Origin of the sequence: Blautia sp. OF03-15BH (assembly GCF_003463065.1) — a bacterium.
GTDB lineage: Bacteria > Bacillota > Clostridia > Lachnospirales > Lachnospiraceae > Limivivens.
Window position 1 is genome coordinate 149464 of the sequence record NZ_QSCM01000007.1, and the last position, 19558, is coordinate 169021.

Consider the following 19558-nt stretch of genomic DNA (forward strand, 5'->3'; position numbering starts at 1 on the left):
GAGATCCAAATGCAGTATCAATATAAAAAAATGAAAAATCTTTTCTTGAGACAAAGTTACATAGATGCCTGGGAGGATTATCAGCGCTCCATCCGAAAAGCGAGCTTCCCGCAGTGGGATTACATCGTCCTGACCTCATCCAATGAGGCACAGGCAGAAGCTTTTCGCAGCCAGATTGCCTATCGTCAGGAGAAAAATGTGCTACCAAACCGCACGAAATATCTGGTGATCCCGGATCCGGAAGGCAAACGCATCGGCTCCGGCGGAGCAACGCTCCAGGTATTGCGGAAGCTGGCAGAGCAGGAAGATATCCAGGGAAACTTCCATGAAAAAAGGATTCTGGTCATCCATTCCGGTGGAGACAGCAAACGGGTACCCCAGTATTCTGTCTGCGGCAAACTCTTTTCACCGGTTCCCAGAGAACTGCCGGACGGAAGAGGATCCACGCTCTTTGATGAATTTCTCATCAGCATGGCAGGCGTTCCCTCCCGTTTCAAAGAAGGCATGCTTCTCCTTTCCGGAGATGTGCTTCTTCTCTTCAATCCCCTGCAGATCGATGCCCAGTTCCACGGGGCAGCCGCCATTTCCATGAAATCGCCCGTAGAAGTCGGAAAAGACCACGGTGTCTTCCTGAACAACGGACGGGATCATGTGAAAAAATTTCTGCACAAACAGTCTGTGGAGACCTTAAAAGAACTGGGAGCAGTCAATGAACAGGGAAATGTAGACCTGGATACAGGGGCTGTTCTCTTTGATGTGGATGTCCTCAATGCACTGTTCTCCCTGATCACGACAGACGGTGCAGTGGACGAAGAAAAATATGCAAAATTTGTCAATGAACGCTCCCGTATCAGCCTTTACGGAGATTTCCTCTATCCTCTGGCAAAAGACTCCACACTGGAACAGTACTACCTGGAGCAGCCGGAAGGAAGCTTCTGTGAAGAATTAAAAGAATGCCGGACAAAGATCTGGGAAGCCCTGAACCATTTCCATATGAAACTTCTGTGCCTCTCACCGGCAGAATTTATCCACTTTGGAACCACCCGGGAGCTTTTGAACCTTCTGACAGAAGAAATCTCGGATTATGAATATCTGGACTGGAAACCGCTGGTATTTACCAACCGGACAGAAAACGAAAAAAGTCTTCCAATCGCTGCCCATAATGCGCTGATCAGCGAAGAAACAGTAGTAGAAGAAGGCTGCTACGTGGAAAACAGCTGGCTGAGGGGAAAAACGATCCTCCATAAAGGAGCAGTCGTCTCCCAGCTGGAGCTTTCCGACATAGAAGTACCTGCGATGGTGCTTCATGGCGTACAGCTGAAAGAAGCCACAGAGGAAAAATATCTGATCCGTGCCTACGGCGTACAGGACAATCCCAAAAACAGTTACGAAAAAGACGGAAGCTTCCTTGCCGGAACCATCCGTTCCCTTCTTGAAAAAAATCAGCTGGAGCTTTCTGATCTCTGGGATGGTACCGACCATTCCCTCTGGAAAGCCAACCTCTACCCGGCGGCAAAAGACTGGAAAGAAGCCTCCAGGCAGGCACTCCTTCTCTATCGGATGAGCGAAGGAAAAGCTACGGATGAAGAAATCCGCAGCTGGAAAGCAGAAAAAAGATATTCACTGGAAGAATCCTTCCGCCTGGCAGACACTTCTGTTCTGGTACCCTGGAGCGAAAATCTGGAAAACCGGATTCTGGTGGAACGTTTCCTTGGAAGGATGAGAAGGGGAGAGTTCTATGTAGATGCCCTGAAAACCTTCGGTACCGATGAGATCAGTGAAAAACAGTTTGATATTCTCATGGAACTGGCAGAAAAAGAACTGTCCTTTGAGGAAAAGATCCGTGTCCTTTACGACATTTCCCGTTCCATGAAATTTATGGGAAAAAGCTTCCATGGCGTCCGTTATGACCAGATCGAACAGCTCTGCTTCCATACCCTTCAGAAAGAGATTTTTGCACAGAGTGTGATCAATCAGACCAGGACGTATCACATCGCAAAGGATGAAGTGAAAGTATCTCTACCGGTACGGGTAAACTGGGGCGGAGGCTGGACCGATACACCGCCTTATTGCAACGAAAACGGCGGTGTGGTCCTGAATGCGGCCATTCTGCTCCGCGGGAAAAAGCCCATCGAAGTGGAGATCCGGCGGATCCCTGAGCTTCGGATCGAGTTTGCCAGCCTGGACTTTGATGCTTACGGAAAAGCAGAAACGGTAGAAGAGATCCAGGACTGCCATAACCCGTATGATTCCTTCGCCCTTCATAAAGCAGCCCTGATCGCCTGCGGCATCATTCCCATGGAAGGAAAAGCAGATCTTCAGGAGATCTTAAGAAACATGGGCGGCGGTTTCTACATGTCCACAAGAGTCATCGGTGTACCAAAAGGCTCCGGTCTTGGCACCAGCAGCATCCTTTCCGGTGCCTGTGTCAAGGCTCTGGGAGAATTCCTGGGAGAAAAATGGTCCGACGATGAGATCTATGAACTGGTGTTAAGCCTGGAACAGATCATGAGTACCGGCGGAGGCTGGCAGGATCAGGTCGGCGGTCTGACACCGGGCGTCAAATACATCACCTCCCGTCCGGGTATGAAGCAGAAATTAAAAGTAGAATATCTGGAACTGGATGAAGCGACAAAGAACGAACTGCAGGAGCGCTTCGCTCTCATCTATACCGGCCAGCGCCGTCTGGCCAGAAATCTGCTCCGCTATGTGGTAGGCAACTACATGGGCGGCAGAAAAGAGTCCCGTGAAGCACTGGAAGAGATGAAATACCTCGCCGTGACCATGCGCTTTGAGCTGGAACAGGGAAACATTGACCGGTTTGCAGAACTTCTGAACCGCCACTGGGCAGTTTCCAATAAACTCGACAACGGCTCGACCAACACCTGTATCGATCAGATCTTTGCTTCCTGCGAAGACCTCATTGACGGAAAATTCATTTCCGGAGCAGGCGGAGGCGGCTTCCTCCAGGTGATCTTGAAAAAAGGCGTTACGAAAGAGATGCTCCGTGAACGCCTGAAAAGCGTATTCCAGGATTCCGGAGTGGATGTCTGGGAAGCAGAGTTTATCTGGTAAACATCCCGGAAAGAAAAAACAGACGAAACAGACCGCAGAACGGAATGCAGAGATGCGTTGGTGATGCGGTCTTGTAATTTTATTTATTGAGAGGAATATAGCGAAATGTCAAATAAGAAGAATCTCCTGATTTATGCTCATTACTATATTCCAGATACTGCGTCAACGGGGCAGATTCTCCGTGAATTGGCGGAGGGTATGCTGGATAAATTTAACATCACCGTTATTTGCGTGGTACCGAGTTACTTAGGAACGATTGAAGATAAATATAAGACAAAGAAGTATTACGAAGAAGAAATCAACGGCGTGAAAGTGCTGCGAATCCGAGTACCGGAGTTCAGCAAAACCAACAAAAAAAGCCGTGTAAAAAACATTATCTCCTACTTCTTTGGAGCAATGGGGGCGACCTTCAAAGTCGGCAAGATGGATTATGTGTTCTCCATTTCTCAGCCTCCGATTCTCGGCGGTTTGCTGGGCGTCTGGGGCAAGTGGATGAAGCACGCCAAGTACATCTACAACATTCAGGACTTTAACCCGGAGCAGGTGCTGGCTGTCGGCTACACTAAGAGTAAGTTCATCACCGATGCCATGATGTGGTTCGACAAGTTCAGCTGCAAGCGCAGTGACCTTGTGATCACAGTCGGCCGTGATTTGGTGGAGACGGTAGAGAATCGTTTCAAGGGTAAGAAAGTCCCGAAAACCGTTATGATCAACAACTGGATTGATGAGAACGAAATCTATCCGCTGGATGAAAATAACGAGAGAGTTCTGGCCTTTAAGAAAAAGTACGGTCTTGATGGCAAGTTTGTCATTATGTATTCCGGCAATATCGGTCTGTACTATGACCTTGAGAATTTGATGAAAGTTGTGGAGAGAATCAAGACGGGTACTAAGACTGCCGATGGTCGAGATGTTGTATTTGTATTCGTTGGTGCGGGCTCTGTGCTGGACAAGTTGGTGCTCTATGTAAAGGAGCATCACATGGACAATGTGACTTTTATTCCGTATCAGGATAAAGCAGACCTTATATATTCTTTGAATGCCGGTGATGTTCACTGGTGTGTGAATGCTAAAGGAATCAAAGGTGTGAGTTGCCCTTCAAAAGCATACGGAATAATGGCCGCTTCGAAGCCCATTTTAGGGGTCCTGGAGTCAGGCTCAGAGGTTCGCCGTCTGATTGAAGATACACATGGCGGTCTTTGCTGTGAGCCGGGTGAATATGACAAGGTTGAAGAGAACATCCGCTGGTTCATCGAGAATGCCGGAAACAGTGAGTTGAAGGCGATGGGAGCCAGAGGCCGGGAAAACTTGGAAAAGAATCTGACCAGAAATGTAAGTGTACAGAAGTATGCAGAAGAAATTCTGAAGCTGTAAAGGGGAAAATGAAGAACTTAATGATAACAGAGTTTATAAAAAAGCTGTTGCTTTGTTGAAAATGAATACTAAAACTAGCGAATGGTGTTTAAAAACAGAGGAAAGATTAGAGAGTGTGTCTGAAAATCAGGTATCATACTAATTCATGTGGTGTTAGAATGTGTGTCTACTGTTAGGAACACATTATAGGATGAAGATAACTAAAAACGGAGAGGATTTTGAGAAGAACCTGACTAAAGAGAACAGTGTGAAAAGATTTGTAGAGGAGATGTTGAAGCGGTGAAATACGGTAAAATGAAAGTTGTGCAGATAAATACATTTCCCTATAAAGCTACAGGAAGCATTATGATGAATATTCATAATAAGCTTTTAGAAGAACAATATGATTCTTATGTGGTTTGGGGAAGAGGTCGTGCCGCACAAAATGAGCATGAGATAGCAATTCTGGATGAGTTTGGAGTGAAATTACATGGTATTTATACGAGAATTACTGATAAAACAGGGTTTGCTTCAAAAAAAGTGACAAGAGAATTGATAAATAAACTGCAGCAAATAGAACCAGATATTATTCATTTACATAATATACATGGTTACTATTTAAATATTGAACTGTTGTTTAATTATATCAGAAATAATAATATAAAAGTTGTATGGACACTCCATGATTGTTGGGCGTTTACCGGTCACTGTGCATACTTTGATATGGTTGGCTGCGAAAAATGGAAGACGGGCTGCCATGATTGTGAGCAGAAGAAAACGTATCCCTCGTCATTGATAAAAGACAATTCATATTGGAATTGGAAGAAAAAAAGAAGTTTATTTACAAATTTAAACATAACATTAGTTACTCCATGCAAATGGTTGAAAAATATAGTGAAACAATCTTTCTTAAAAGAATATCCTGTGGAAGTGATTTATAACGGCATTGATTTGAATACTTTTCACCCTAAAAAAACAGACTTTGAAGAAAAATATAATTTACAGGGGAAATATGTAATTCTCGGAGTAGCTAGTGAATGGACTGAGCGAAAAGGACTAAAAGATTTTTTAAAACTTGAGGAGATGTTGGATAGGATTAAATATAAGATAGTCCTAGTTGGTTTGACTCAAAAACAAATTAAAGAATTACCAGATTCGATTGTTGGAATTGAACGGACGCAAAACGTACAAGAATTGGTTGGCATATATACAAGAGCAAATGTATTTTTTAATCCAACATATGAAGATAATTTTCCGACTACAAACTTGGAAGCAATTGCATGTGGTACACCAGTAATTACTTATAATACTGGTGGAAGTCCAGAGACTATTTCTGAAAAAACAGGAGTTATCTTTGAAAAGGGAGATTTGAAAAGTGTTTTTCAGTGGATATTATCTAATAACTCCTTTGTAGTAGATGGGAAATTAGTGGCAGACGGAAAAGATGAAATGATATTGAAGTATTTACAATTATACAACGCAATCAGTGAGGAAACAAATCATGAAGCCAGTTAAAGTATTATATTTAAACGGTAATATTATGAAACGCGGTGGAATTGAAGCATTCATGATGAATTACTTTCGTAATATAGATCATTCAAAGGTTCATATTGATTTTGTAGTACATGGATATGAAAAAGGAGTTTATGATGATGAAATCAAATCTGCTGGAAGTAAAATTTATCATGTTCCAGTAAAAAGTAAGCATCCATTAATATATGCGAAAGAATTGAAAAAAGTATTTGAAAGTGATGATTATACTATCGTGCATTCTCATTTGGATGCAATGAGCGGATGGACTTTAAAGATTGCAAAAGAATGTGGAATACCGGTAAGAATTGCACACAGTCATAATACTTCTTTTTTAACAAATAATCCAATAAAAATCTGGATTAATGAGTATGCTAAAAAGCAAATATTAAAATATGCTACAGATTTATTTGCCTGTTCCGAAGCAGCCGGAGAATGGTTGTTTGGAAAACAAAGTAAATTTCAAGTTATCAATAATGCGATTGATATAAAGAAATATCAGTTTAATAAAAAAAAGAGAGAAGAAATAAGAGCTAGTTGTTTTTGGCAGGATAAATTTGTAATAGGGTGTGTTGGGAGATTTGATTATCAGAAAAATCAAGAATTTTTAATTCCAATATTAGAAAAGGTTTTAAAAGAAAGAGAGGATGCAATCTTAATCTTTGCGGGATCAGGAGATACGATGAAAATGGTCGATGAGCTTGCAAAAGAAAGAAAAGTTGAGAAGAGTATTGTATTTTTGGGATCAGTCGATAATGTATTTGAACTTTATAATGCATTTGACTTATTTGTTCTTCCGTCGCGATTTGAAGGGTTATGCTTTGTTGCAATAGAAGCTCAGGCAAATGGGTTAGAATGTATCTTATCAGATCAAGTAACAAGAGAAACAAAAATATGTGCAAATACACATTTTATTAGTTTAGATGAGAAGAAATGGGTAGAGAAGATAATCAGAGCCACAGGAAAGAGAAATATCAATAATGCGGAACAAATAAAAAAGGCAGGATATTCAATTGTTGATGAAGCCCAAAAATTGCAAGAGTTTTATTGGAAGAAAGGACAGTAATTAAATGAAAATATTGTTTGTCACAAATATTCCAGTACCTTATCGGATAGATTTTTATAACGAGTTAGGAAAAAGAGTAGATTTAACAGTTGTTTTCGAGGCAAAGGGAGCAGCGGATCAGGGAATAAAATTCAACTATAATTTTGATGAGATAAAAAATTTTAAAGCCATATTTTTGTCTGATGGAAACATAAAAGAGAATAAAATTAATTGGACTATTTTTAAGGAAATTAAAGGAAATTATGACAAGATTGTTTTGACATCGTATTCTTATATGACTGAAATGGCATTACTGATCTATTTTAAGTTTAAGAGAGTTCCATATTATCTGTCATCTGATGGTGGAATTATAAAATATAAAGAAAAAAAGTTGAGAAAATGGTATAAAACATTTTTGATTTCTGGAGCAAAAGGGTATTTTAGCCCAAGCGATATGTCGGATAAATATTTAGAGTATTATGGTGCAAAGAAAAATGTTATTTACAGATATCCCTTTACTTCGTATAAAAAAAGCAATCAGATAAAAGAAATAATCACTGACATAGAAAAAGAAAAATTAAAGACAAAATTAAATATAAAAGAAAAATACTTGGTTTTAGGAGTTGGACAATTCATTTATCGGAAAGGTTGGGATTTGCTCTTAAACGCAATGGAAGGAATGTCGGATGAAGTGGCATTGTGTTTGATTGGAGGGAAACCAACAGAGGAATATAAAAGAATTGTGGCAGAAAAAAAGTTGCAGCATGTATATTTTAAGGACTTTATGAAAAGTGAAGAATTGTCAGAGTATTATAAGGCGGCAGATCTTTTTGTATTGCCCACGAGAGAAGATATTTGGGGGCTTGTAATAAATGAGGCTATGAATTATGGCTTGCCAGTTATTACGACTACTGCATGTGTTGCAGGACAGGAGTTAGTAGAAAATTACAAAAATGGATTTATTTTAAATATAAAGAATGAAAATGAAATATCCCGTAATTTAAATAAAAAACTCTCTCTTTTCTTTGAAACACCTGGAATAAAACAAAAGATGGGAAAAGAATCTTTGAAAATGATAGAGGAGTATTCAATAGAAAATATGGCAGTTGCTTATAGCAGAGTATTAATATAAGAGGAAAATATGTTGAATAAAGTATCAAAATATAAACAGCAAAAAATATTTTTTGGAATAGTTATTATGATTGCGCTATTATCACAGTTTCCAGATGCTAATAAAAGCATCATGACACCAATTACTTATATCGTATGGGGGTTAGCTGCTGTTTTTGTTATATATGTAGAAAAGAGTTTTATTCTTACAGACTATATGAAAATTTTTATAATTACATATGGTGGATTTTTCATAATGCAAATATTGGTTGTATTGAGTGGAAGAAACACAGAAATTTCCACATTTGTAAAATTAGTAGCAATGTCAGCAATGATATATTATATATTTTTTTTTATAGGTTGTAGGGAGGAAGAGCTTATATGGTGTACTTTAAATGTATATAGAGTAATGATTTTTATATTAGCTATATACATTATTATTACACGGGTAAATGGAAATGTTACAACGTGGATGAATAGTGAAGTTTATTTAATGACAGGATCTTCACACAAAAATACTTTAGGCCAATTACTAGGTTGTGGTTTTTTGGAATTTTGGATAAATTATCAGTGTGAAAACAGAAAAAAGATAGTTATAAAACTGGTAGGAACAATATTGTTAATAGTACCTTTATTATATGTTCAATCCAGGAGTGCGTTAATTGCATTAGGAATCTGCTTGATTTATACAATTTTAGTGGGGAATAAATTACAGAATAAAATTATAAAATTAAGTCTTATAGCTCTAATGGTTTGCATAATATTTAATTCAGAATTTATTTTAGATATTATAAAACAAGCATTTCTAATAAATAAATATTCAAATGCTTCAGGAATAAACATAGCTACATTTTCTAGTGGACGGACTCAATATTGGAAAGATGCAATTGATGTTTTTCAGAAATATTTTTGTTTTGGGGTGGGTGATTATTATGTGGATAATTTTTATTTAGCAGTTCTTGCCCAGTCAGGAATTTTTGGTGGTTTATGTTTGTTTGGACTGATAGCAAATAGAATGTATCTAAATTTTAGAACTTTTTATGGAAAGCGGCAAAATAGAGAAAAGGACTATTTATTAGAAAAGAATGTAGTTGTTATTTCTTTGTTTTATATAATAATGTCAGTTTTTGAATGTTTTCCCCCGTTTGGACCAGGCGTGGCCAGTATGTTGTTTTGGATGCTAAGTGGTGCTGTTGATGGAAAAAAATATAGAATGAGGAAGTTAAGAAATGTTTGACTTGATAAAAACTGATTATGCAAGAAGCACAAAAAGAAAGTGGTCGATTGTGAACTATTTTCTACTTTGTTTTAGTTCAAAAGGAGTAGCGGCTGTAAAAGATTATAGGTTTTCTAATTGGTTATACAGAAAAAAACTTTTTATTCTAGCAAAGATAATTCAAAATAGAAATATTAAAAAACATGGCTGTGATATTGGATATAACGCAAAAATAGATGAAGGTTTTGCTGTTGGACATCCAGTAGGTATCGTTATCACAGGTGAAGCAATAATAGGGAAAAATTGCACGATAATGTCAAATGTAACAATCGGAGCAAAAGAAGGACAAAATGAAGGTGCTCCAATTATTAAAAATCAAGTGTATATAGGAACTGGGGCAAAGATATTAGGAAAATGCACTATAGAAGATAATGTTACTATTGGTGCAAATGCAGTCGTATTAAAAAATGTTACAGCAAACAAAATTGCAGTCGGTGTTCCTGCTAATGAAAAATAGGAGAAAATAAAGATGAAAATTGCATTGATAAAACAGGATGTATATCAGGATCTTTACGTTGGAAATAAAGATATGTCGCCGGTAGAATTACTGTATTCATCGGCAGGACGTGTTGGTCCGATTAGTTTATTTGATGAATATGATTGTGATTTTTATATTGTAGAAGAAGAAAATACTTCAGAATGCCATATATGGGAAAAGGTTATGCCTAAAATGGTTAAAGAGTTTCGAAAATTGAAAACGCAGACAGTTAAGGCTGTTAAGGGAATGGATTTTCATGAGCCAGGTAGTGATAAACCAAATGGATATTATGCTGTTAAATGTAGTGATATTAATTGGGAAAAATATGATGCAGTCATTTCGATAAATGTTTCTGTACCAACACAAATTGTTCAAAAGTATCCTCAAGTATTGTGGGCATATATGATCGGAGAGGCTAATTTCATGTTAGACAAAGTATATTTTGGATATGATGTTTGCTTAAATCAGTTGATACGCGGGGAAAATGACCTGGTACATGGAGTGATTGATTTTCCATATACTTTTGTTAATAAAGATCATTTGGAGAGAGTCTTATATGATGAATTAGGTGAAGTAGAAAAATCTGGAATTTATGGAGAAATTAATACAACTACTGAAAGACCGGTAAGAAATATTCCGCAATTTGAACCAATAAGCAAGGCTACAGGAGAACCTATTTTAGTTCATAAACAGAATATAAAAAATAATCTTGTTGAAATGTATAAAGCAAAGTATTATTTAAAAGTCGGAGGAAGACAAACGAGAGGAAATGGAGCTATTGAAGCAATTTCATTAGGAACAGTTGTATTACTCTCGCCAAGTGATATTATTTGTGGACAGGTACTTCCAAAAGAAGCCTGGGTTTTTAATGCAGAAGATGCAATAGAAAAGATTAATTATTTAAATAATAATCCAGAAGAATATGAGAAGCTATTGGAGCTTGAAAGAGCCTTGGTTCAGCAATTTGTAATCGATTATCCTAAATTCTGGCTGGAAAAGGCAGTAGAATTAAAAAAGAAAACAGGTGCAAATAAAGTATATAAATATTCTAATGCAAAATATTTTTCAGACATAGTGAAACGATATAAGAATAAGAAAAAGAGAATTCAAATAATAGGAAAGTAAATATAAAGCGAGGGACAGATTGTGGCTAGTCTGAAGAAGAATTTTATCTACCAGACGGGATATCAAGTGTTGGCAACTGCATTACCTTTAATTACAACACCATACATTAATCGTGTTCTGGGGGCGGAGCAATTGGGAACGTATACATATGCTGCTAACATCGCAAATTATTTTACAATTTTTGCAATGCTTGGTTTCAATAATTATGGCAGTAAAATGATTGCGACCACAAAACATAATGAAAATGAGTTGGCTCATACGTTCTCTAGTATAAGAAAATTACAGTGTTTGATGGCAACGGTAGTAGTTGCCATCTATTTATTATTTGTAAGTTTGTGTATTCCGGAAAATAAACCATTATATCTTATAGAATCTTTATGGATTATAAATTGTTTCATAGATATAAATTGGTTTTTCTGGGGGCTGGAAAAAGTTAAATTGACCGTTACCAGAAACCTGATTATAAAATTAATTACATTGTTGGGTATATTTATATTTGTGAAAACACGAAAAGATACATTGATATATGCGTTTATTTTAGTAATAGGAACAATTTTGAGTGATGTATATCTTGTTTCACAGGTGAAAAAATATGTTAAAGGAACAAGAACTACTTTTTATGAGATAATTATTCATATAAAACCCTGTATTGCATTATTTATTCCGGTTGTTGCTATGAGTATTTATCAGCAAATGGACAAAACGATGCTAGGCTTATTGAGCACATATGAACAGGTGGGATATTATTCCAGTGCGGATAAAATAGTTAATATACCGTTAGGAATTATTACTGGATTGGGAACAGTATCATTGCCACGTATAGTATCATTGATTTCTGAGAACAAAATAATGGAATATAAGAAAGTGGTACAAAAATCAATTTCTTTAGTAATGTTTATGTGTTCAGCAATTGCTTTTGGAATCCTGGCAGTGTCTCAGGAATTTGTTCCATTTTTCTTTGGAAGTGAGTTTTTACCATGTGTATCGCTTATTTCTTTTTTGGCATTTGTAATTTTTTTCAAAGCTATTTCGACAGTTCTTGTAAACCAGATTTTGATTCCAAATGATAATGAAAAATATTATATTATATCAGTTTTTGTTGGGGCATTTATTAATTTGATTTTGAACTATTCATTGATAAGAAAATTTGATGCTGTAGGAGCTGTATATGCAACTCTTATTTCAGAATTAATCGTATGTTTTGTTCAGATTTTTGTGTGCTTTAAGTATTTGAATGTATTAAAAATGCTAGGAAAAAATTTTCAATATATTATTTTAGGTATGCTGATGTATGCGTCGGTGCGAGGAGTAGCTGAGCATATTACAAACATTTCATTATTTAAAAGAAATGTTATTGAGATATTAGTTGGTGGAGTTTTTTTCGGCGGAGCATGTTTAGTTTATTGGGCTGTAAAAAGAGATGATACCTTTTATCCGATAGTTATAACAGCACTGAATAAAATTAAACGGAAGGAATCATAGAAAAATGAAGAAGAGGAATGAGGCTATTGATTTTTTACGGGGGGGGGGCAATCCTGCTGGTTTTATGGGGACATTGCCTTCAGGGCTGTAATATAGATTCATTTAACATATTTCAAAACTGGATGTTTAAGATAATATATTCTTTTCACATGCCCTTGTTTATGCTTATCAGTGGATATTTATTTTGGAAATCACGGAATAAAAAGTTAAAAGATATTTTTATACGGCGTATAGTTACTATAGGTATTCCATTTCTAGTGTGGAATACCTTGCTTTATTTTCGTAAAGTTGTTATTTTGCACGAAGAATTATCAATAATGAAATATTTACAAAGTATTAGATATGGAATTTGGTTTCTTCAGAGTATTTTTATTATAACGATCGAAGTTGCAATAATTATAAAAATAGCAGAAAGAATAAATGGAAAAGTACTAGTGTTCAGAAACTTCTTTTTGATTTGTGTTGCGCTTGGTAATTTATTTATAGATGGAATAATAGGAGTGCATACAGCTAATTTATTTGTACCTTTTGTAGTAGGTTATCTATATGCAGAAAGGAAATTTGACGGTAAACGGGAAATTAATTTGAATAAATTGTTCCTAGTGTGTTCTGGTATTGTATATATAATTTTGTTTCTTTTTTACAAAGAATGGAGCTTTGATTATATCAGCGGTGTAAATCCTATGACATCAGAGTATAAGCCGTATATTCAAATGGAAATCAACATTTATAGGTGGATTATTGGAATTGTGGGAAGTATTGTTTTTACAGAAATAATGCAATTATTATATGTAAAATACATGAATCTTAGGTTTGTAAAATTTGTGAATCGGATTGGAAAAGATACTTTACAGATTTATGTCATGCAATGTTTTTTTCTTGAGGGAGTAATAAGTACGGTTGTAACAATAGTGGCAAATAAATTGGGAACTAATATTTTAGTATATAATATAGTGTGTTATAATACGGTTATAACTTTAGGAATAGCAGTGGTATATGCGTGGCTGTTTGATATTATTTTGCAGGTATTATCTAAGCATAAAATAATGTATAAGGTACTTTTTGGATGTGCTTGAGGAGTAAAGGTGTCATTAAGGCGAAATAAAACAAAATTAATTAACATTGGGGTCTGCCCCAATGTTGTCCAAGCATTGGCAATGCCATTAAGCCGGATGTTCGCTTCATAGTTCTGTCAAAGGCGAAGGTGGGGTCTAACCACAATGTCAGTAAGGTAGAATTAAGATAAATGTAACTAAAAAGTCAAATACTGTCGAACTAACGTTTGCGTTAGACAAAATAAAGCCGTGTGAATTCACACACGGTAGCTGCTCAAAACTTCACACACCTCTTCGTGGTGAGCAGCAGGCAACGATCTATGGATTGGCGAAGATGTGAAGAATATCGGAAATGAGGATTGGAGGGGATTTTAATGACAAGCTTAGAAATGCGAAATTTAATATTTGAAGCACTCGCAGAAAAAAATCCTGAAAATACGCCATGGAAGATGACCTTTGAGATGTATGGTTATAGAGGAACTGTTTCTGCGTTAAGGACGACAGTTGAATATATTGCCATTAAGCATAATGTGATACCGAAAGTCGTTGAAATTCCTCTAATGGCATGGGGAGTTCCTGGGGAATGTCCTCGATATGAAAGTAATACAAATTTAACCGATGAGAATTTGGATTTGTTTACTGAAGAAGTTCATATACTGGTGAATCACAATATTTTATCGCCGGGGGCACTTGGCGGATATGGAGATCATCTTCCTTATTTTCATGTTACCCAATATGGATTGCAGTGTGTGGAAAACAGAGACATTCTTCCATATGATCCTGATGGGTATATGAATAAAATTTCTTCCATACAAAGTATTGACGAATGGGAAAAATTCTATATTGAACAAAGCTTAAAATGCTATAATGCAGATGCCTTTGAAGCGGCACTGATAATGCTGGGATTGGCAGGAGAATACTTAGCAACAAAGCTAATTGAAAAAATGGATGCTTTCTTGCTGAAAAACGAAACATCTTTACAAGCTACATATCAGACCGCATTACAAAATAAGAGAGTAATCTCTCAATGTTATGCAGAATATGAGAATATTCTAAAAGCGGTTCTTAAACAGAAAAATTCTTCAAATCAGTGTAAGTATCCGGCCTTAAAGGCTCTTTCACCGTTACTTGATGGTGCTGCAAAAGCAGTGTATGCTACATATTTAAGACTGACTCGAAATGAACTGGCACATCCGTCAGGATTAAAGATGGATAGGATAGAGTGCCTAACATTAATGACAGGCTATATAAAGTATTGTGAAACGCAACATAAGTATTTGGATTTCTATGTTGCTAATTCTTAATAACGTTTTAAAGTAGGCATTGGGGTCTGACCATCTAAGAGAAAATTAAAGCTTTTCTAAAGAAATTATAAATAAAACTGAGAGCAAAAGATATTATGAACACAACATTACTTATCATGGCAGCCGTTTTGGAACAGGAATCAAACAGTTGGAGCCGGTGGATGCTTCAAATCATATTATTATGGACTACTCGATCCATGATGCAATTGAGGCAGGTTTTAACCGTGTGGTATTTATTATCCGTAAGGATATCGAGAAAGAGTTCAAAGAAGTGATCGGTGATCGCATTACCGCCATTTGCTCCGCTCATAATGTAACGGTAGACTATGCTTTCCAAGATATTAAGGATATTCCGGGAACTCTGCCGGAAGGTCGTACGAAGCCGTGGGGAACTGGTCAGGCTGTGCTTGCTGCAAAGAAGGTCATCAAGACCCCGTTCATTGTGATCAATGCAGATGATTATTATGGTAAGGAAGGCTTCAAGGCGGTTCATGAGTATCTGGTGAATGGCGGAAAGTCCTGCATGGCAGGTTTTGTGCTGAAGAATACGCTTTCCGATAATGGTGGCGTGACCCGTGGTATCTGCAAGATGGATGAGGAAAACAACCTGACTGAAATTGTAGAGACCAAGAATATTGTAAAGACTGTGAACGGTGCAGAAGCGGACGGCGTGACTGTTGATGTAAATTCTCTGGTTTCCCTGAATATGTGGGGCCTGACACCGGATTTCCTGGATGTCCTGGAGGAGGGCTTCAAGGAGTTCTTCGAGACGGAAGTACCTGAAAATCCGCTGAAAGCAGAGTATCTGATCCCGATTTTCATTGGGGAACTGCTGAGTGAAGGCAAGATGTCCGTGAAGGTTCTGAAGACCAATGACACCTGGTACGGCATGACCTACCACGAGGATGTTGCAGCCGTAAAGGAAAGATGTCTGTGAAAGTTCTGAAGACCAATGACACCTGGTATGGTATGACCTACCATGAGGATGTTGAAGCAGTAAGGGACAGTTTTAAGAAGATGCTGGAGAATGGCGTGTACAAGGCTGATTTGTTCAGTGATCTGTAAACAGCGATGAAAGAAACGATTGATTTACTCGGGAAGATTATCACAAACATCCTGACTGCTCTGTATGAGCCGTTTGGGTTTTCGCTTCTACTTTCCTTCCTAGCTATGTTTTTCTACTTGTATGCGTATGAGCCAATACATGCTGGCAAAGGCTGGAAGAATGCCATAGTGACATGGTATCAGAAGTTCAAGGAGAGTGTGTTCTTTCGGAAACTGTTCTTCCTGGCCTTTGTGACTTCACTTATTCTGTTCCGAACCCTGTTAAACCGCAATCTTTGGATGAATCCTTTATCCGATGTCATGGGTGGCTGGGGCATCTGGGAGACTGTGAATGGCGAACAGAAGCTGACCACCGAGTGCATCGAGAATGTGATCATGATGGTGCCGTTTAGTTCTGTAGTGATGTGGACGTTCGAAGAAAAGATAGGAAACGGCTGGAAGAAGATATTGTGGCAAAGCGGTAAAATAGCATTTATCTTTTCTGTAAGTATTGAGATGCTACAATTATTGCTTCGCTTGGGTACATTCCAGCTATCAGACATCTTCTATAACACAGTCGGCGGAGTGCTAGGCGGATTGATGTACTGCGGGACCATGAAGGCAAGAAAACGTCTGTAAAACTGTATGGCCCAGGCAATGCCATTTAGCTAGATGTTCGAGAAAACGTTCGATTTGTAATTGAGTTTTTTCAAAAGTACCCAAAAAGCTATTTATGAGGCAAAGCAGCAAAAAAAGAGTATACGAAATAAACGGATTAAAAGAATAAAAATAGTCCGCAACATAGAGGATATTCGGTTAAAAAGGCTTATCGAAAAGCAAAATGAACTGCACCAATACCGCGTAAAGGGCGTGAAAATTGGCGCAGTTCTTCCTTTACAGCATGAACGTATTTAATTATCAGGTGAATGATATCTTTTTCTGTTCTTGAATCACGCCAAAAATATTTTCTTGCAATTCTTAAAGCAGAAGAAAAATCAACCTGATAATGGTACTTATTTTGAGATTGGTGTTGCTGTTCTATTTCAAGCTGCTGTTTTTGCTTTTCAAGGGCAGCTTCATTGGCAAGAAAAATGCCGAAATTATAGAGAATGAGATTGCCATAAATTTCCTGCTTTAAAAAATCAGGCTTTTTGCTGTGCAGGTAAAGTGAAAGGAGCTCCCGGGGGTCAGGTACCGTTAACAAAGTGCGAAAATAACTATTTGAACACGAAAAATGAAGCAATAATGTTATGTAAAAGGAATGAAATCAAAAGTGAAGAGAAAAAAAGTATACTTCATAACAGTTGTTATTGGATTTGCTATATGCATGGTCGGAGTTATATTTGGAAGCCGATTGGTATTTCAGCGAATCTGCGAAAGAAGAACTACTCCATGGTCAGATTTAGGTACTGCAGACGATGATGAATATAGAATTCTCATAGATGCATATAAAATAAAAAATCAATCAAATGAAACTGTTATGATACAAGCATTTGATAATACAAAACTGATAGGTCATTATTATGAAAGAGAAAAAGGTGCGCCTTTAATTGTGTTTTTTCATGGAATGTGGGGGCACAGTTATTTGGATGGCGTGCCAATATATAGAATTACACAAAAACACAATTGGAATCTTCTACTATGTGACTTACGCGCACAGGGAGATAGTGAAGGGGAATTCTCAACATTAGGAGTGCTAGAAAAATATGATTGTCTTGATTGGGTAGAATGGGCACAAAATCGCTTTGGAGATAAAAATCCTATTTTTCTTATGGGAGTTTCAATGGGAGCATCAATTGTGATGATGAGCAGTGATTTGGAGTTGCCTGATTCAGTATATGGAATTATTGATGACTGTGGTTTTACATCTATATTGGACGTGATAAAGCAGAATAAAAACAAGCAAATATCAAAATACATACCCAAAAATCTATTTTATACTATGCTTAATGTAGGAACAAAGATTTGGGGGAGTTTTGATTTATCAGACGCAGATGCGTGTAAGGCTTTAGCACATACCGATATTCCTCTTTTAATCATTCACGGTGACGAAGATATGCAGGCACCTGTATCTATGGCTTATAAACTATACGATAGTTGTAATGGTGAAAAGCAGTTATATATAGTTCATGGGGCAGATCATGCAGAAAATTATAGAAAAGATCCGGGAGGATATGAGAAAATTGTAACAAAGTTTATTGAAGAACGCATTGAAAGAAAGGATGACTAAAATGAAAACAACATTACTTATCATGGCAGCCGGTATCGGTAGCCGTTTTGGAACAGGAATCAAACAGTTGGAGCCGGTGGATGCGTCAAATCACATCATCATGGACTACTCGATCCATGATGCGGTTGAGGCCGGTTTCAACCATGTGGTATTTATCATCCGTAAGGATATCGAGCAAGAGTTCAAAGAGGTCATCGGTGATCGGATCGCCTCCATCTGCTCCGCTCATAATGTAACCGTAGACTATGCGTTCCAGGATATTAAGGATATTCCGGGAACCCTGCCGGAAGGCCGGACAAAGCCGTGGGGAACCGGTCAGGCAGTGCTTGCAGCCAAGAAGGTCATCAAGACCCCGTTTATTGTGATCAATGCAGACGATTACTATGGCAAAGAAGGTTTCAAAGCGGTTCATGAGTATCTGGTGAATGGCGGAAAGTCTTGTATGGCAGGTTTTGTGCTGAAGAATACGCTTTCCGATAATGGTGGCGTGACCCGTGGCATCTGCAAGATGGATGAGGAAAACAATCTGACGGAGGTTGTGGAGACCAAGAATATTGTAAAGACTGCAAACGGTGCAGAAGCGGACGGCGTGGATGTTGATGTAAATTCTCTGGTTTCCATGAATATGTGGGGCCTGACACCGGATTTCCTGGATGTCCTGGAGGAGGGCTTCAAGGAGTTTTTCAAGACGGAAGTACCGGAAAATCCGCTGAAAGCAGAGTATCTGATCCCGATTTTCATTGGAGAACTGCTGAGTGAAGGCAAGATGTCCGTAAAGGTTCTGAAGACCAATGACACCTGGTACGGCATGACCTACCACGAAGATGTTGCAGCCGTAAAGGACAGCTTCCGGAAGATGCTGGAGAACGGTGTGTACAAGGCTGATCTGTTTAGTGACCTGTAAAAAATAAAATACCGTGTGTGAAACGCAGCCCTCCGGAGCTGGAACACACACGGTATTTTTTTGAAAACAACATATAGTTTGTAACGAAAATAAAAGTGGGACAAAAACTGCGAATGCAGCGAGAGCGAATGCAATGCGCGGGGTGCTGAGTCCCGGTGGGACTCGTTTAGCACAGACCGAAGTAGCGCGTAGACCTGTGGCCTGTTGTTTTGAATGTCCTGACCAGTCACTACGTGACAAAGGAGAATAGCCATGTTATAGTAATAATGAGTCTGATAAAATTTTATTTTTAACATAATATAGCAAGAATTCTCCTTCCTCTGCAGGTGGGAGATGAATTGCACAAAAATAGAAAAGAACACTTGTTCGGCAAAACATTCCATGATATAATAGAGTCAGTCAAAAACATAAATTATTAAAGAAAGGACTGATTTGCATGGAAAAAATAGATCATAATGCGCATTCAGTATATCTGATGTATTATCATCTGATCATGTGCATGTAATGTTCCGTGCGCAGCCAAGAACAGAACTTAGTAAATTTATCA

Annotated in this window: 15 protein-coding genes and 2 pseudogenes; 16 read left to right on the forward strand and 1 reads right to left on the reverse strand. The window is 37.8% G+C overall.

Features of this window, described 5'->3' with window-relative positions; all coding sequences use genetic code 11:
- Window positions 1–9 precede the first annotated feature (9 nt).
- From DXA57_RS09705 to DXA57_RS09765, 13 genes and pseudogenes are all read left to right on the forward strand, one after another.
- Window positions 10–3075, forward strand: coding sequence for a fucose pyrophosphorylase domain-containing protein (locus DXA57_RS09705; protein WP_117767033.1), 3066 nt, complete (start codon window positions 10–12; stop codon window positions 3073–3075).
- Window positions 3076–3180: 105 nt separating this feature from the next.
- Window positions 3181–4449, forward strand: a complete 1269-nt coding sequence (locus tag DXA57_RS09710) for a glycosyltransferase family 4 protein (protein WP_117767035.1) — start codon at window positions 3181–3183, stop codon at window positions 4447–4449.
- A gap of 279 nt (window positions 4450–4728) precedes the next feature.
- Window positions 4729–5943 (forward strand): glycosyltransferase, encoded by a 1215-nt coding sequence (locus tag DXA57_RS09715; protein ID WP_117767037.1) that lies wholly within the window; start codon window positions 4729–4731, stop codon window positions 5941–5943.
- A complete protein-coding gene (locus tag DXA57_RS09720; protein ID WP_117767039.1) occupies window positions 5930–7024 on the forward strand; it encodes a glycosyltransferase family 1 protein in 1095 nt (364 codons plus the stop codon). The genes DXA57_RS09715 and DXA57_RS09720 overlap by 14 nt, the downstream gene beginning before the upstream one ends.
- Before the next feature lie 4 nt (window positions 7025–7028).
- Window positions 7029–8135 (forward strand): glycosyltransferase family 4 protein, encoded by a 1107-nt coding sequence (locus DXA57_RS09725; RefSeq protein WP_117767041.1) that lies wholly within the window; start codon window positions 7029–7031, stop codon window positions 8133–8135.
- Between the two features lie 9 nt (window positions 8136–8144).
- The gene (locus DXA57_RS09730) at window positions 8145–9350 is read left to right on the forward strand and encodes an O-antigen ligase family protein (protein WP_117767043.1); all 1206 of its coding nucleotides are present in this window, start codon (window positions 8145–8147) and stop codon (window positions 9348–9350) included.
- Entirely contained in the window at window positions 9343–9846 is a 504-nt protein-coding gene (locus DXA57_RS09735) for a serine O-acetyltransferase (RefSeq protein WP_117767045.1), read from the forward strand. The genes DXA57_RS09730 and DXA57_RS09735 overlap by 8 nt, the downstream gene beginning before the upstream one ends.
- 12 nt (window positions 9847–9858) lie before the next feature.
- Window positions 9859–10992 carry a hypothetical protein gene (locus DXA57_RS09740; RefSeq protein ID WP_117767047.1) on the forward strand — a complete coding sequence of 378 codons (1134 nt, stop codon included), beginning with the start codon at window positions 9859–9861 and terminating at the stop codon, window positions 10990–10992.
- Window positions 10993–11013: 21 nt separating this feature from the next.
- Window positions 11014–12474, forward strand: coding sequence for a flippase (locus DXA57_RS09745; protein ID WP_158571292.1), 1461 nt, complete (start codon window positions 11014–11016; stop codon window positions 12472–12474).
- A 17-nt stretch (window positions 12475–12491) separates the two neighbouring features.
- Window positions 12492–13550: an acyltransferase family protein gene (locus tag DXA57_RS09750; RefSeq protein WP_117767051.1), complete on the forward strand. Its 1059-nt coding sequence runs from the start codon at window positions 12492–12494 to the stop codon at window positions 13548–13550.
- 353 nt (window positions 13551–13903) lie between these two features.
- Window positions 13904–14833 carry a hypothetical protein gene (locus tag DXA57_RS09755; protein ID WP_117767053.1) on the forward strand — a complete coding sequence of 310 codons (930 nt, stop codon included), beginning with the start codon at window positions 13904–13906 and terminating at the stop codon, window positions 14831–14833.
- A 106-nt stretch (window positions 14834–14939) separates the two neighbouring features.
- Window positions 14940–15898 (forward strand): annotated as a pseudogene (locus DXA57_RS09760) (sugar phosphate nucleotidyltransferase).
- Between the two features lie 6 nt (window positions 15899–15904).
- Window positions 15905–16516 carry a VanZ family protein gene (locus DXA57_RS09765; RefSeq protein ID WP_117767055.1) on the forward strand — a complete coding sequence of 204 codons (612 nt, stop codon included), beginning with the start codon at window positions 15905–15907 and terminating at the stop codon, window positions 16514–16516.
- 187 nt (window positions 16517–16703) lie between these two features.
- On the opposite strand, the gene DXA57_RS17135 is transcribed toward DXA57_RS09765, so the two are convergent.
- Complete coding sequence (locus DXA57_RS17135) at window positions 16704–17081, reverse strand: hypothetical protein (protein WP_147345681.1); 378 nt, start codon at window positions 17079–17081, stop codon at window positions 16704–16706.
- Window positions 17082–17150: 69 nt separating this feature from the next.
- Between DXA57_RS17135 and DXA57_RS09775 the strand changes: the two genes are divergently transcribed.
- From DXA57_RS09775 to DXA57_RS17490, 3 genes and pseudogenes are all read left to right on the forward strand, one after another.
- Window positions 17151–18107: an alpha/beta hydrolase gene (locus DXA57_RS09775; RefSeq protein ID WP_158571293.1), complete on the forward strand. Its 957-nt coding sequence runs from the start codon at window positions 17151–17153 to the stop codon at window positions 18105–18107.
- A gap of 1 nt (window position 18108) precedes the next feature.
- A complete protein-coding gene (locus DXA57_RS09780; RefSeq protein WP_117767061.1) occupies window positions 18109–19011 on the forward strand; it encodes a sugar phosphate nucleotidyltransferase in 903 nt (300 codons plus the stop codon).
- A 436-nt stretch (window positions 19012–19447) separates the two neighbouring features.
- Window positions 19448–19558 (forward strand): annotated as a pseudogene (locus DXA57_RS17490) (IS200/IS605 family transposase); the annotation flags it as partial.

Coding starts and splice junctions, on each gene's coding strand:
- DXA57_RS09710 (WP_117767035.1), top strand. CDS start 3,181: ATGTCAAATAAGAAGAATCTCCTGATTTATGCTCATTACTATATTCCA.
- DXA57_RS09720 (WP_117767039.1), top strand. CDS start 5,930: ATGAAGCCAGTTAAAGTATTATATTTAAACGGTAATATTATGAAACGC.
- DXA57_RS09705 (WP_117767033.1), top strand. CDS start 10: ATGCAGTATCAATATAAAAAAATGAAAAATCTTTTCTTGAGACAAAGT.
- DXA57_RS09735 (WP_117767045.1), top strand. CDS start 9,343: ATGTTTGACTTGATAAAAACTGATTATGCAAGAAGCACAAAAAGAAAG.
- DXA57_RS09740 (WP_117767047.1), top strand. CDS start 9,859: ATGAAAATTGCATTGATAAAACAGGATGTATATCAGGATCTTTACGTT.
- DXA57_RS09755 (WP_117767053.1), top strand. CDS start 13,904: ATGACAAGCTTAGAAATGCGAAATTTAATATTTGAAGCACTCGCAGAA.
- DXA57_RS09765 (WP_117767055.1), top strand. CDS start 15,905: ATGAAAGAAACGATTGATTTACTCGGGAAGATTATCACAAACATCCTG.
- DXA57_RS09750 (WP_117767051.1), top strand. CDS start 12,492: ATGAGGCTATTGATTTTTTACGGGGGGGGGGCAATCCTGCTGGTTTTA.
- DXA57_RS09730 (WP_117767043.1), top strand. CDS start 8,145: ATGTTGAATAAAGTATCAAAATATAAACAGCAAAAAATATTTTTTGGA.
- DXA57_RS09780 (WP_117767061.1), top strand. CDS start 18,109: ATGAAAACAACATTACTTATCATGGCAGCCGGTATCGGTAGCCGTTTT.
- DXA57_RS09725 (WP_117767041.1), top strand. CDS start 7,029: ATGAAAATATTGTTTGTCACAAATATTCCAGTACCTTATCGGATAGAT.